Annotated in this window: 9 protein-coding genes; 4 read left to right on the forward strand and 5 right to left on the reverse strand. The window is 39.8% G+C overall.

Annotated elements, in window-relative coordinates:
* Positions 1-13: 13 nt before the first annotated feature.
* Positions 14-1,222 carry a tyrosine-type recombinase/integrase gene (locus A587_RS0105730; RefSeq protein ID WP_017216786.1) on the reverse strand — a complete coding sequence of 403 codons (1,209 nt, stop codon included), beginning with the start codon at positions 1,220-1,222 and terminating at the stop codon, positions 14-16.
* A 619-nt stretch (positions 1,223-1,841) separates the two neighbouring features.
* Here A587_RS0105730 and A587_RS0105735 point away from each other — a divergent pair.
* Both A587_RS0105735 and A587_RS0105740 read left to right on the forward strand, forming a co-directional pair.
* The gene (locus tag A587_RS0105735) at positions 1,842-2,369 is read left to right on the forward strand and encodes a hypothetical protein (protein WP_017216787.1); all 528 of its coding nucleotides are present in this window, start codon (positions 1,842-1,844) and stop codon (positions 2,367-2,369) included.
* Positions 2,370-2,420: 51 nt separating this feature from the next.
* Positions 2,421-5,117, forward strand: coding sequence for a sensor histidine kinase (locus tag A587_RS0105740; RefSeq protein WP_017216788.1), 2,697 nt, complete (start codon positions 2,421-2,423; stop codon positions 5,115-5,117).
* A gap of 174 nt (positions 5,118-5,291) precedes the next feature.
* On the opposite strand, the gene A587_RS0105745 is transcribed toward A587_RS0105740, so the two are convergent.
* The 3 genes from A587_RS0105745 to A587_RS0105755 all read right to left on the reverse strand — a co-directional run bounded on the left by A587_RS0105745 (position 5,292) and on the right by A587_RS0105755 (position 8,772).
* Positions 5,292-6,524, reverse strand: a complete 1,233-nt coding sequence (locus A587_RS0105745; RefSeq protein ID WP_017216789.1) for a DUF642 domain-containing protein — start codon at positions 6,522-6,524, stop codon at positions 5,292-5,294.
* A 247-nt stretch (positions 6,525-6,771) separates the two neighbouring features.
* Positions 6,772-7,758 carry a substrate-binding domain-containing protein gene (locus tag A587_RS0105750; RefSeq protein WP_017216790.1) on the reverse strand — a complete coding sequence of 329 codons (987 nt, stop codon included), beginning with the start codon at positions 7,756-7,758 and terminating at the stop codon, positions 6,772-6,774.
* Positions 7,759-7,884: 126 nt separating this feature from the next.
* Entirely contained in the window at positions 7,885-8,772 is an 888-nt protein-coding gene (locus A587_RS0105755; protein ID WP_026000889.1) for a LysR family transcriptional regulator, read from the reverse strand.
* A 760-nt stretch (positions 8,773-9,532) separates the two neighbouring features.
* Between A587_RS0105755 and A587_RS0105760 the strand changes: the two genes are divergently transcribed.
* Together A587_RS0105760 and A587_RS0105765 are read left to right on the forward strand one after the other, a co-directional pair.
* A complete protein-coding gene (locus A587_RS0105760; protein ID WP_010377239.1) occupies positions 9,533-10,756 on the forward strand; it encodes an alpha-xenorhabdolysin family binary toxin subunit A in 1,224 nt (407 codons plus the stop codon).
* Positions 10,757-10,845: 89 nt separating this feature from the next.
* Positions 10,846-13,194, forward strand: a complete 2,349-nt coding sequence (locus A587_RS0105765; RefSeq protein WP_017216792.1) for a hypothetical protein — start codon at positions 10,846-10,848, stop codon at positions 13,192-13,194.
* 491 nt (positions 13,195-13,685) lie between these two features.
* On the opposite strand, the gene A587_RS0105770 is transcribed toward A587_RS0105765, so the two are convergent.
* Complete coding sequence (locus tag A587_RS0105770; RefSeq protein ID WP_017216793.1) at positions 13,686-14,870, reverse strand: MFS transporter; 1,185 nt, start codon at positions 14,868-14,870, stop codon at positions 13,686-13,688.
* Between the last annotated feature and the right edge of the window lie 73 nt (positions 14,871-14,943).

A 14,943-nucleotide genomic window follows, 5' to 3' on the forward strand; every position in this document is an offset into this window, starting at 1 on the left:
GAACGCTCAGAGCCTAAATCTTCCGTTTCAAACCCGATTTGGCGCGTTCTTTAATATTGGTTTGAATATAAATTTGATCTGTTGTTGCGATTTTGGCATGACCTAAATCTTCAGATAGATGTTTTAGTGGGCGGTGCTGCGCATCATGTGTTGCACCTGTATGCCTTAGCCAGTGTGAAGTTGCGGCTTCGAGTTGCTCTGATTCTTCCGTAAAGCCATCTTCTTTTAGTTTAGCCACTGCTAAGTCAAAACTTTGCTGAACAATACGGCGTAATTGACGAACGTTCATACCGCCTTGGCCCCTTAGTTTATGAACAATTGGGTAGGGCTCATCAACGCGAGGTAGGGCGCTTAACCCCCGGTACTGCCGATAACGCTTTAAATAACTGATAAAGTCTTCGCTAAGCGTTACATCCCTTAGCTTATTGCCTTTACCCATAATTCTTAGGTACCAAAAGTCATCTTGATCTTGCCAAAAGTGGCTCATTACTGGTGACCAATGAGGGCGGTCAGATAGCTCTGAAATGCGTAAATACAAGCCTTTTAAGCAAGCTAATACGAAAAGATTTCGTTCTAGGTCCGGCTGCTGTTCACTTAAATCACGTGTTACACCAAAAACATATTCCCATTGCAAATCACTCAGCGTATCAGGAAGATTGATTTGCGATTGAACCACTAAATACGGGCTATTTTTCTTAACCACTGGAACAAAGTTAGCAAATGATTTTTCTTCTAAAATGGCAAACTTGTAAAACACATTGAGCGCGGTAAACATTGCTGCCAACGTTTGCTGGCTAGCGCCGTTTTCTTTGAGAACAAATGGCCGCCAATTTTCGTTAACCTGACGGATACCTTGGTTTTGCTTATAACGCCACTGCACAGAAGTTTGTGTCCATGCGTTATCTGGCTCTACCACAAAATCCACATATGCCTCGATGTCTTCGCGTTTTAGCTCAAACACTGACTTCTCAGCAACCAGCCACGACCATAAATAAAAGCGCTCAAGCTCATTACGAAAACGGTTAAAAGTTGCTTCAGACTTACGACCGTAAACATACAAAAACTGAAATAAGAACTGCAGCTCGTTATGTACCGGTAGTGATTTACCATGACTAGTCAAGAACTTTGCCAGTTCAGGATACTCATGCGAAAGTGTATCATCTTCAAGATGGGCGATTTGATACCTAAGCTGCTTTAAGGTATCAACTAGTGGTAAAATCATGGTAAGTCCGATATTGGTTAGTATTGGACATATTATAGTAATCCAGATACGTATTATGCAATACTGTATAAATAATCCTATAATTTATATTATGTTAAATTTGTTGTGTGGCGTTTTTGACTGTCATCAATAACCCCTATTCTAATTTCTTTCGTCGCATTACAACAGCAACTTTAGTATTCATATCATCAATCATGCAGTTATCCAAAGCACAATTAAAGTTGGATCTCCATAAGCTATTAACGTTTTTAGCCGTTGTACTAATTATTGGCAAAAGGCATCGTCTACTTTGGGTAGGAATTATAAAATAAAAAATTAGCTCTTAACTAAGTGTTTACAGTTGGTACTCTACAGATCAACAATAGTAGAGAGAAGATCTTTAAAGATTAAGCTCACAGTACTTTTGTAGTTGAAGATATTTTAGCTGCAAATAAGATGGTAAATGTGGTCTTGCAAATTATGTTTTCATGCGAGGTCTGCATACCGTAGCGTGGCCTTCTAACACTTAAACAATCCATGTCATTGTTGTTGTAGGAGAAATTCTTTAGATAAGACTCAATAACGTATTGGTTGAAACTGTTGATGAAGGGACGCATTTTATGACTAAAAGGAAATCTCTATGTTTAAAAAGATACTACTTCCAATCGCTGCAACTATGTTTTGTATTAGTGCGGCTAACGCCCTAACTCCACTAGAAGACCGTGCTCGAGTTTCTAGGATGAATGCCGATCTGCTGTTGCCTGATGGTTCTACATTAAATGTAGACGTGTCATTCGATTGTGGTAGCGACTATAAAAATACGGCGCTTATGGTGATGAGTGATTCTGGAGCTCAACTATTAGCGGCAGCCTACACACATTTATATGGTGTTGAAGCCGGCGAAGCGGTAATGCATTCTTGGAATAATAAAAAGAATGAATCTGATCCTCGTAAACCCACTTATTTGTTTGTACTTGCTGAGCGTGAAAAGCAATTTGATTGGGAAAAATCAAAAGGTGACAATCAAAAACTTAACAAAGACTTAAAGAGTGTTACAATGGAGCGTAATATAGTTGATAAAACGGCATCTGGAGAAACTAAGAACGATTTGCCTATCGTCGTAGCGGGTTGTGGTGTAAGAGATCACAATGCGTACGAGGTCAACTAGGAAGTAAGGCCAGCTCTTGTGGTTGGCCGCATTTAATGAATGGATTGTTTCATGCGTATCTTCGTATTTTTATTTCTTACTGCCCTTTCACTGCAGTTACAAGCGTTCCAATTTGAACATCTAAATGGCGTCGTTCATGACTCAAACGATAACTTTTATTTGTCCTCGCACAATGGAGTATATAGATACGATGGTCGTCATTTCCTTCCTTTAAGTAAAGCAGCAGGATTACCAAGCGGTTTAGTTCGTGATATTAAACTACAACATAAAACTTTGTTTTCTTTGTACTCTAATGGTGACGTTTGGATCACGGATCTAACAAGTCTAGAATCTAAAAAAATAGCGTCTGTGGAAGCGACAAAACTTGCCTTAACAAACTCATCGCTTTTCACTTTAGGAAAATATGATGTTAAAAGGATTGATCTTGACTCCGGAGTAGTTAGTACAATATACAGCAGTTCAAGCCGAGTTTTAGACATTGACGCGTTTGCAAATTTAGCCTACCTAATGACCAGAGATGGTGTGTTTATAGTACAAGATGGTGTAATTAAAACCGTTGAAGCACTGAGCATTGATAACGGAAATTTAGCGGCAACACCACATGGCGTTGTTTATTTCGTTAATAATAGGATGAGTTACTACTCTACCCTACAGCAGCAGCTTATCTCTAATATGGAGATACACAATGCCGATAATATCGTATTTGCTGCGCCCTATTTTATCTATTTTACAGATAACGAAAGTGTCAATGAAGTTACGCTCACAGGCCTAGATATTACAAGAACCGGTATTAATACTAAGAAGAAAAACTACAGCAAGCTACATGTGGATAGCAAAAATAGGGTGTGGGGTTTAGGTCTAAACACATTCGAGCCTATCGAAGTTGGTCTTAAGTCTTCTGAGTTGTCGTTAGGGTCTAAATACAACGTACTTGAAGGCGTTGCTGGAGAATTGTGGGTTGGCACTACAAAAGGCATTTTTCAAAAGACCGACAGAAATCATTTTGAGCCATTAACTTGGTTAAATAATCAAATATCTGCACAGGCATTTGAGGTCACGGCCTTTCAACTATTCAATCGCGGTCTCGCGATAGGAACTGATATGGGTACATATTTTGTGGATTTAGCGAGTAAGAAGGTAACAAAAGTCCATGATGATTATGTACTAAATTTTTCTGTGGTCGATAATAATTTGCATATCGCAACAAATGGTTATGGGGTTGTAGAAGTTAACTCACACTTAGAATTGATAGTAGATAAAAAGCTTAGACAGCTGCTTCCTAGTTTAGAAGTTTTAGACATTAATCATAGTGGGAACTATATCTATGCAAGCACCAAACAAGGTTTGTTGGTTGTTGATACACAAGACTGGACGCGCAGTCTATTTGAAGACGGTGCAGTTGTCACTGATAGCTATGTTACCGAGGAAGGCCTATTTGCAGCGACTTATGGAAAAGGTGTCTGGTTTAAACCCAATAGTGGAGTTTGGCAAAAGTTAAGCTCACCAAGTTTTGTAAAGGAATTCGTGGAGTTTAATGACAATTTGTATTTAGCGACCAACAATGGTGTCCACATTTTAGAAAGAGGTGCAGATCACACAAAATTGGTACCAGGTACAAAGGCACACTCTTTTACTATCGGAAGCCTTAAGGTTTTGGGCGACAAGCTTTATGCTGCCAGTTCAGACTTTATATTTGAGCTCACAACGGCTCCTTCTGTCGATCTTTCTGCTCCAAAGGTAACAAGTGTCACTCTGGATGGTAAGACCTATTTGGAGTTTACTGAACTGGTTAGTCAGCATCCAGCTATTGAAATAACGATTAGTGACTACAATTTTGTAGATCAGCATGTCAACTCGTTTGAAGCAAACATAAACGATACTGGATGGCAAAAATTGTTAGCTGCGGGAATGCAGCTTAGCAATCTAAAACCAGGAGGATACGATATTTTATTTAGGGTTGAGAATAAGGGACGCTACAGTGACGTTACGGCGCTGACTTTTAACGTGGCTGCGCCATGGTATTCAACACCTTTAGCTATTTCAATGTATGTTGCTTTAGTCTTTATCCTAGTGATAGCGATTTCTGTGTATACATATATTTGGGTGCAGAGTTTTCATAAAGTTTTCAGGAATAATCAACGTCAATACCAAAAAGAAGACTTGAGTGATGCTGTCCTTAAAGTTGCCGAGGCTAAAAAGTTGTGTAGCGGTAATGACATTACGATTTCAGAAGGTTTAGACAAACTCGACCAAGCACTTTTGAAGCTCGAACCACTGGCAAGAGGCCATGCGGCACTTGGTAAAGAAAAACTGAGCGTTGCTATCGGTATGTTGCAGGCTCATTGCTCATATATGAGTGATATGAAGCTCGATTTCAATATTTCCATTGGTGAGACGCAACTTAAAAAACAGTTGGAAAAGGACATTTACAGTGTAACTTACCATTGTATTGATAATTCGCTTAAACATTCAAAAGCAACACAACTCAGCCTGTCCATTAGTAAACAACAAGATCAAATTCATGTCATGATTTCTGATAATGGTAAGGGAATGGCGCTTTATTCACGACTTCATTTCGGATTAGGGATCTATACCATAAAACAAATTGCGAAAAGCTATAAAGCCAAGTTGAGTATTAAAAGTTCAAAAAAAGGAACTGCTATTCACTTTGTATTTCCTCTTTTAGAAATTGGCAGGCCGAGTAAAGAAGAAATTCAAAAAGAGGTTTTAGAGAGAATGCAGGATTAGACACCCTAGCAATATCTGATTTTATATGTCTTGGAAATATCCAAGCGTCTTCGCTAAGGTTTTTACAAACGTAACAAGTACTAGGTTTCTAATATAAAACAAGCAGTTACTTTAGCTATAAACAAAAAACGCGAGGGTTTCCCCTCGCCTTGCGTATTGCTGTATAAGACAGACCTATTCGCAGTAATTCGCTACATACGTTAAATCGTTGATGTGCTCTGGACCATCCATAACAAAGGTCGCTTGTGCCGTATTTGGATCTAGTGTGTAGATCTTCGCGTCTTCACCTGAATTACGACCAGACACGTATAAAGTGCCGTCAGAGCTTACTGCTAAACCTGATGCCCAATTTACGCCGTGCTCGCCAACAAGATCTAAAGTCATGTCACCCTTATCTAGCGTGTAAAGTGCTTTACCTGTTAGTACGTAAATCACGTTAGTATCTGCTGAATATGCTATATCACCATGTGAGAAGTCGTCACCTGCATAGCTTAATTTACCAAGCACTGTTTTTGCACCTGTTTGTATGTCAAACTCATAAAGATAAGTTTTGCTGCTTGCAAGTAATTTAGTACCGTCTGGCGTCACTACTGAACGGTATAATGGCCATGAAACCGCATTAGCAGCTAGAGTCTGCTCTGCACTATCTAGTGAAACTTTCCAAAGTGATGACGCCTTAGTTGCACTGTCGTTTTGTTCCATAAAGTAAAGTGCGCCATTGTGTGCAGCAATATTTGAGGCTGTGTTAGCGATGCCGTCAACGTATGCATAGGTACCATTAACCATGTCGAATTTATAAACATAGCTATTGCTGTCTTCACCAAAGTTATTGATGCCATACACGCCTACTTTACAGGTTACTGACGGCTCTGGAGGTGTAACTTCCTCTTCTTCTGTTACGACGACGTTGTCTAATAACGCACCATATGAGTCAGAAGTACCTAAACCCTGAAAACGTAACTGTGTCGAACTTCCTGTCGCTTCAACCGTATACTCGTACTTTGCCCAGCCACGGGTCGTTGCATTCATCGTGACTAGTGTATTATCGCCAAACCATGCACGTGCACGATTAGTAGAATCATTGTTTACCACTCGAGGTGAGTAATAAAAACTCACTTTATACTTTTTACCAGCCGTTGTTGGGATACTCTGGTAGATTGTATAATTTGCAGTCGAGTCAAGCTCTAGGTATTGATTGCCGTCTTGAGGTACGACAATACCAAGGCTTTGTTTTTGAATTTCGAATTTGGCACCTTCTCTGCTCCAACCTTGGAGATTGTCAAATAACGCCCAATCACCAGAAATATTGCCTGATGTTTCAAACGAGCCGTTAACGACTAAATTGTCGGCAGCATTTGCTGTACCGATAACTGACATTAACGCTAAGGTTGCAAAGTTAAGTTTCATAGCCACTCCAATAAAATAGAGTTAATGTAAATTTTTTGTTTACAATAACATCAATTAATATAATACCATTGTCGTATTTTTTGAGTTTGCGGTCAATGAATAACCGAAAAACCAGATTTTATGATGTTTTACGTCTCTAAATAGATTTTTAAATTGGTACTTTAGTATTGTTTTTGTGGCGTGGGAAATAAATGTTGAAACCTATCTGTCATTTTGGCTGAGGCTATGCATAACAAAGTCTTTAAAGCTAGTGGTTAATGGTACACCTAAGAATGTTTGTTTGATTGCAGTAATGAAAGTCTAAGTAGTAGTTCTCCTCGGAGGGCACTTGGCCAAGCGCTATCGTATTATAAAGCAACTCCGCTCCTTTTCGGCCCATTTCATAGGGGTTTTGGCCAATATTGATTGTTGAAAGTCCCTTTTCCAAAGCTTTAAGTTGTATCTCTTCTGTATCTGCGGAAATGATCACAGCATTGTGATTTGTTATCTTCTCTTTATAGGGCAATACGCGTTCAATATAATTAGAGTGAAATTGGGCGAAGCCTGCGACAGCAATAAAAATCGGGGGATTTTCATAACTTAGCAAGGTCAATAATTGACTTATCGCATCTTCGCGTTTACCCATTGTGTAAAGTGGGCATCGTTCGTACTCTTGCCATCCCTGCTTGAGATCATTTCCTGTTGTTGAAAGGTTGTCTGTTGTATGTGTAGCAAGTGCATATCTAACGCCATTAATTCTTTTATCTAAATTAGGTGTTGAGTGATGACCTGTTTGAATACAAAACGATTGAAGCGCAGCCGTTTTATAAGGTTTGGCAGCTTCTCCTAGGGCAACACCAAATGCAAAGTTATCGGTTCCTACATAGGCGAGACGGTAATCTTTATGCTCTATTAAAAGGTCAGAGTCAAAAGTGATCACCGGGATCTTCAATTGCTTCGCCTTTTTGAGTGAACGTGACACGAGATAGTTTGAATCGGTAGTTGATATTAATAAACCGTCTACCTTTTTATTCAATAGTTCGTTGATGATAAGGCTTTGCGTTCTAAAATCTTGATAGTCGTCTGCACCATCGTAGATACATTCTACATTTGGATGTTGTTTTGCAAAGTCTACACACCCTTTATACGATTGTTCATAAAAGGTGTCATTTTTAGTTTTGCCTACAACCGCGATGGTTATTTTCGCTTGAGTACTTTGACTCACTATCGCAAATAATATTAGCCCAAATACCAAGGTACAATGGGAGAATAGATTTTCCTTTAACTTCATGTTTAGAGTGAATTAATTTTCTTAAACTACTGCAAGCATAACGTAGATTCTTAGTAACGCAAATGAGGACAACATTCCATCTTGCGCTCACTAGTGCATCGCAGCATTTTTCAATACAAATTGATGAGCATCCATATAGCTTTTAATAGCACTTTGCGCAATTCGTATCGTCGCGGGTACATCAGTACTACCTTTATGAATGCAAAATACTTCCACTTTTTCCAGCTCGAATTCGGGATCTACACGCTCTAGGTTATGATTATTAAATGCGATGATTTCTGGCACTAACCCAATACCCAAACCGCTTTCAATGAGCCCTATTGTATCGCTAACTGAGTTGGTTTTGTGATGTGCTTTGAATGAAAGTGGTTTAACGATATTTTGTGTTGTATGGGTAAATTCATAATTTGTAACTTTGCCTTCCCAAGAGTTTGCAATATAAGGAGCAGTTGTGTCGTTAAATTCACTGTCTTTTGCTTTATACAGCACGTCTCTAAATGAACCAATATATTGCTGTGATTGCTCCACATCTGCGCTTTTTCCCACTCTAACAGCAAGATCTATCCCCCGCTCCACTAGATTGAGAGGGCGATCTTCATTAATTAAATTCAGGCGGATTTTAGGGTGTGTCTTAATCAGCTTACATAGTGCAGGTGCAACGATGGTTTGCATCAAAGCATAGGATGTTGTAACTGTTAACTGCCCTGCGAGTACTGATTGCTTTGATCTTGCTTTTTCCCAAGCTAATTCTGATAAATGGCTGATTTCAAGGCAGTATGCATAGAAGTCTTTACCAACGTTGGTCAATGATTGGCTTCGTGTGTTTCTATATAGTAGTGGTGTTCCTATTTCTTCTTCTAGTTTCTTGAGATGTTGGCTGATCACAGATTTGGACAAAGATAACTTCTCCGCGGCTTTGGTCAGTGATCCTGACTCTACCACCCCCTTAAATATCATCATTCTTCTTAGTTTGTTCATTTTGACTTCTCTTTTCACGTTACTTTATAAGATAAAGACCGCCACACTTAAATAAAATTACATAAATATTACATAAATTAAACATGTATTTTTAATAGTTATAAATGAAATGTACTTTTTGGTCTATACCAAATTCATCAGCACTTTCCCAACCTAGCTAAAAGTGGTTATTGATAATTTTCTTAATCGTTTTAGGTTTAACCTTGTTTGAATGTTTAAGTCATTTAGATAACTTAAAGTGGCTGCGCTAACGGGCAGTTACTTTAATTTTTCTATACAAGATCAGATGGCTGACAATAGATTGAATTTATTTTCTCAACAAAGAATGTGCGTCTCATTTACAGTGGTAGAAACATTGAGTTCGATTTTATGAAACAGTTTAATTAAGATTAAATTTTGAGCGAAAGTGACGGTAAAAATAAACTGTTGACTATCCATCTGTAACAAATTCCTCTACATCTAAAGCTTTAGACGGCCAAGTTTTAGCTTGCTTTTGTTAACTTTTATTTACTTAATTTGTTATTTTGTAGATTGTATGCCGTAGTATTTGGTGTTATTGAAAATGCAACTAAATCCCTCAATTTGTTAGAAAGTGTAGAAGTTCTTCCATTCTCATTGTCCCCATATCAATAATATTAAAAGTACATTTGGTTAACATTTTAACTACATGCACTTTTATCTTCAGTTGCACCTTTAGAGACCAGAAGAGGTCTAGTGCAATTTAACAGTAAGAACACCGATTGATTAAGGAATATGAAAGATGAAATCAATTAAGTTAAAGAAAAGCGCAATTGCTATCGTAACGTCACTCCAATTATTTGGGCTTAGTCAGCTCGCAACTGCGAATACCGACGTCCCAGAAATCTCACCAATTATGTACGATACACTTCAAGGAGATATTGAAGGTGCACCTTTGTTTGTAGATGTTGGTTCAGATGATTTTCTATTAACACAGGAGCAATGGCACACAATTCAAGTGTTCGCTCAAGCTGCTGTTGGGTTACCAAACAACGAGTCTGCATTTAGAAGTTCAACGCGCTACCCTGACGACACGCCTTTGAATAACCACTATAAAGCGTTAATGGAAACGTTTGGAGAAATCAACGCATCTGGTCAAAACTGGAATCATAATATCTATCCTAACGTGATTGATTTAGCAACAAAACTTGCTAACTACTCAGACACTCATGCGCTATTAATTAACCCTTTTATCAGCCAATTAACCAACTTACATAACGCTTCACTTACGGGGGATATGCAAGCTGCTGAGCAGAGTCGCCAAGCCGCAATTTCATTTCTCAATACCTTTATGAGTTTTATTGATTCAAACCTGAATAAAACAGAAGAAGTGGTGAATGAACTTATTAGTTTTCAGGGGGGATTGACTACGCATACAGGGGAATTGGAAACGCTTGAGAGTACATTTGCTGATATCTTGAATAAAGATCAGCCTGCGAATATTCGCGAAAAAATTAGTACCTTGCAAAATCGCCTAAACAGTCTTAACAACGAAAAAGACACTAAGTTGAAGATAGTTGCAGGCCTCTCTGCTGGAGGACCTTTAGTGTTGTTAATCGGCGGTTCTGTGCTTGGCAGCCAAGTCGAAGAACTCAAAGATGAAATAGATAAGGTTCAAGCACAAATTGATAGTTCAAACAAAGACCTAGCACATTCAGTGAGCCTGGCCGCATCTTACGAGATTGCTAAAGGCCAAGTAGATGGCATGAATGATAAGATCCTCAAAGCAATCGATAATGTGCGCTTAGTGCAAGTGCATTGGCAGTCTCTACTGGGAGATATGCGGTCACTTAAAGAAGTCTTAGAGCAACTAGACAGTGAAAATGCACTTCGAAATGCTAATGTTGTGGTAGCTGGTATTGTTTCATCTCCGCTTGCAAGCAGCGCAACAAACTCGTGGAAAGACATTTCAGACAAAGCGAGAGCATTTTTGCAAAACGCTTATCTACCTATCTCTGAGCAGTAATCAAATACAACATGCATTCCTTCCTTATTGCTATAAGGAATATATCACAGTACCTGAGCTAAATATGCTCAGGTACATAAGGAGTTACTATGAAACCAACTTTACTCAGCCTATTGATTGGCTGCGCTTTTTCGAGCCAAGCTGCGACTTGGAACGAGCTATATAATCTTGAGCTAAGTCAAAACCTACCGAGCGTTACGACTTCAAATCAACAACAGATAGACACACAAAATTATTTGGTCTCGGCCTTACATGTCAATTTGAATGACGTGCTTACCAGTGCAAGAGATCATAATACTATCGTCATTGCTGCTGACACTCTAGAAATAGACCGAAACATGATTTTCGATGCGCCAAACAAACGAATTTTTATCGTCGCACGTAAAATAATGGGTAATGGTACGGTGAGTATCAATTTAGACACCCAAAATGCGCAAGCATCAACATTGGTATTTATGGCTGATAAAGTTGAGGCTAATATCAATATAATCACAGCTCATTCGCCAAGCGATGGTGAAATTGAACGCTTTAGTATTGCTCCAGACTCGTTTGGTACGCTATATCAAGTTATACAAGGCAATAAGTTTGCAACGCCTATTTCGCCAGCGTTAACGTCACTTATCTCTGTGCATAAAGAGTACTTTTTAGATGCATTTGAAAAGTCATTCGATATGGCGGCTTCTATCTATGATCAAAATCCAGCGTTGAGTATTGAGATGTTGAGCTGGCCTGAATCTATTTTAAACGCATCTCATGATGTTAGAGAATCTTCCGTTCAAGCAAAGAATTTTTACTTGCAGCTTGCTAATTTCAAACAGTTTTTGTCGTACGCAACACTTAACAAAAACTATGTACCTAGCCTATCCCGCGACTTTTATGAGTTAACGATTAAAGCATATATTGAAGCGATGGAAGCATATCAGGATAGCTACAATAATTTTCAGCAACAAGGCCGAAGTTTAGAAAACAAGCGCCAAGATCTCACTTTGATGCAGAATAACCTATTCGATGTCGCATCTGCTGAGCAACGAATTATCTCTCGCTCTGTAGAGCAACTGACGAGCTTGGTAAAGACACTTGATGAACAAAAAGCATCATTCAGTGGACAAGAAAATAATGTCTTCTATTCAGGGGTCGAGTTTCAACAAGGAATTTTGGACTACAAACTAGATAAAATCACTGAAATTGGGCTTAAAGTACTTGAAACCGTAATTAGTGCAGGCACTGCATTTGCGGGTGCTGCTGGGGGGGACACCAGCGGTCTGAAAGACTTGGTCGCGAGCTTGCCCGCCACAATCCAAGAGATCAATGAGTTAAAAACCAAAATTGATGATATCGCGTCATTAATGGATAAAGTGCAAACGGTTAGTGGACAGTTAAACGTGCTATCGCAAAAAACTGCAGATCCGTTTTCTAGCAGTGAGCTTGCACAAGAGTTCAATCGCCTTAACTCACTCATTCCAACCAAAGAAGAGGCAAATCGAATTTGGGACGAATTTTTGATAACCGCTAAGGCGCAAATGAAAAAAGCCATAGATGAAGATATTGATGGTGCAAGCGACTACCTTGTTTCTATCGAAAAGTTGATTAATCATGGCAAGGCAATAGTTGCTGTAGAGATTGATATTGCCCAGGAGCAGTCTAGACAGATAGATTTGCGCATCACCGCTGATGCAAAGTTTAAACAAATCAATCGTATGGATGCATTTTTACAAAACACTCAAAACAGTCTAGATGAAATTCAGGGCATGGAGGAACTGCTATTCCGGACTTTGAATAATCTAAAACGTCCGATATTTGTTGCATTAACAAACTATCAGGCGGCATTTAGCTACTGGTCTCTTGATGACACCATTGTGACACCAAGCCTTAATCAAAGTTATCAAGAATACCGCCTTGACTTAGCCTTGCTACGTGAGCAAGAGGCCGCGTCATTATTACGCTTTAACCCTCGACCTCAAGATTTTATGCTCACCATAGAAGAGTTAGATGCGCCGCAACAATTGCTGGATTTTGCGCAAGACGGTGAAATGAGTTTTACGCTGTCGTTGGAAGATATTGATTTTTCCCAGTTTGATCGAGTTAGATTAGACGAGGTCAATGTTGTACTAGAAGGTTCGGGGTTAAGTGAGAACCAGCGCTATGATATCGAAGTAAGATCTAGTGGTTCATATCAAGATAGGTTTAAAGGGCAACCCTATCAATTTAGTGCAGAGTCGTTATACCGATTGGTAAGTTACGAGCTGTTAGATAGCGAAACGACGCGCATAGATCCAATCACCAGTGGTGCAATCGCAAACGATTATGCGATTAATTACTTTAAACCAACTCCGTTTACCACTTGGTCAATTAAGCTGAAAAATCCACAGCTTTATGACTTAAGTAAAGTGACGAATATCAGAGTGTCGTTTAAAGGAAATGCGATCCCCAAACAATAGTGTAGTAATCGCACTTTACAGCCTAGTAGGAGCTACTTTACGTGGCGAACTGTTAACAAAAGTTCGTAGGATTAGCCTGCTCCTACTTTGGTGAGACTTAAATATTTGGTAGGTCAGATTTCCTTTCGTAGGAGCCACTTCACGTGGCGATCTGTTAGCAAAAGCTCGCAGGATTAACCTACTCCTACTTTGTTGGGGTTTAATTATTCGCTAAATCAGATTACCTTGCGTAGGAGCCATTTCACGTGGCGATCTGTTAGCAAAAGCTCGCAGGATTAACCTGCTCCTACTTTGTTGTGACTTGAATGTTTGCTAAATCAGATTACCTTGCGTAGGAGCCACTTCACGTGGCGATCTGTTAGCAAAAGCTCGCAGGATTAACCTGCACCTACTTTGTTGAGGCTTAATTATTCACTAAATCAGATCGCCTTTTCGTAGGAGCCACTTCAGGAGGCGATCTCTTAATAAAAGCCCCCATGATAAGCTACCACCTACTCTACAACTCGAGCCTTCAATAAAGATCTGTTATCGAGATAGCCACTAAAACGGGTTGCTAATAAGGCTGCAGCGCTGATAAGTGCCCCTACCCAAGCGGTGTCCTGCAGCGACATATTTTCAACAATTTGACCACCTAAGGCAGAGCCGAGCGCAATTCCAACGTTGAAGGCAGCGATATTCAACCCTGATGCGACATCCACCGCTTTTGGACTAAACTTTTCGGCTAGCTGTACAACATAGACCTGAAGACCAGGTACATTTCCAAAAGCAAATGCTCCCCACACTAGTACTGTGATCACCACGCCTACTTTCGACTGCATGGTAAATGTCAACACAGCCAAAATGACCGAGAGTAACGCGAAGATGATGGTCAGAGCGCTTATCGGCCCTTTTTTATCGGCTAATTTTCCGCCATAGATATTGCCAACAGCAACAGATACACCATAAACCAGCATAATAATACTGACTGTTGCGGCGTTAAAACCAGCTTCCTGTTGTAAAATTGGCGCAAGATAGGTGAATGCCGTAAAGGTTCCACCGTAGCCGAGTATGGTCATAAGATAGATGAGCAGTAATCTGGGTTGCAATAATACCTTTGCCTGCTCAGATAGACTGGCAGATGTGCTTTGCTTTAGGTTCTTTGGAATTAATAATGCACTTCCCAATAGAGCGATAACACCTAAAGCAGAAACTACTAGAAAAGTGGCTCGCCAGCCAAACTGTTGGCCAATCCAAGTACCCAAGGGGACACCTGTTACGAGCGCAACGGTCAGTCCCGTGAACATAATGGCGATGGCACTTGCCTCCTTGTCTTTTGAGACCAAGCTAGTCGCAATCGTAGAGCCAATCGAGAAGAATACACCATGAGCTAGTCCTGTCATGATCCTCGCCAAAATCAGGCTTTCATAACTTGGCGCTTGCCACGCAAGCAGATTGCCAAAAACAAAGAGTGCCATCAAACTCAGTAATACAGACTTCCTATTCCATCGCCCTGTCAGTGCAGTTAATACGGGCGCACCAACGGCAACGCCAATGGCATATAAGCTCACCAGTAAACCTGCACTTGGCAGTGAAACTGATAAGTCGGAGGCAATGGTCGGTACTAAACCAACAATGACAAATTCGGTGGTACCAATGGCAAATGCGCTTAATGTCAGCGCCAGTAATGCAAGCGGCATAAATAACCCTTTTAAAGTGATAAGCAATAAGTTGGTGTAAGTGTGAAAGCTTTTTTATTTGCAAAAAATAGCG

It is taken from the genome of Pseudoalteromonas sp. NJ631 (genome assembly GCF_000276645.1).
Lineage (GTDB): Bacteria > Pseudomonadota > Gammaproteobacteria > Enterobacterales > Alteromonadaceae > Pseudoalteromonas > Pseudoalteromonas piscicida.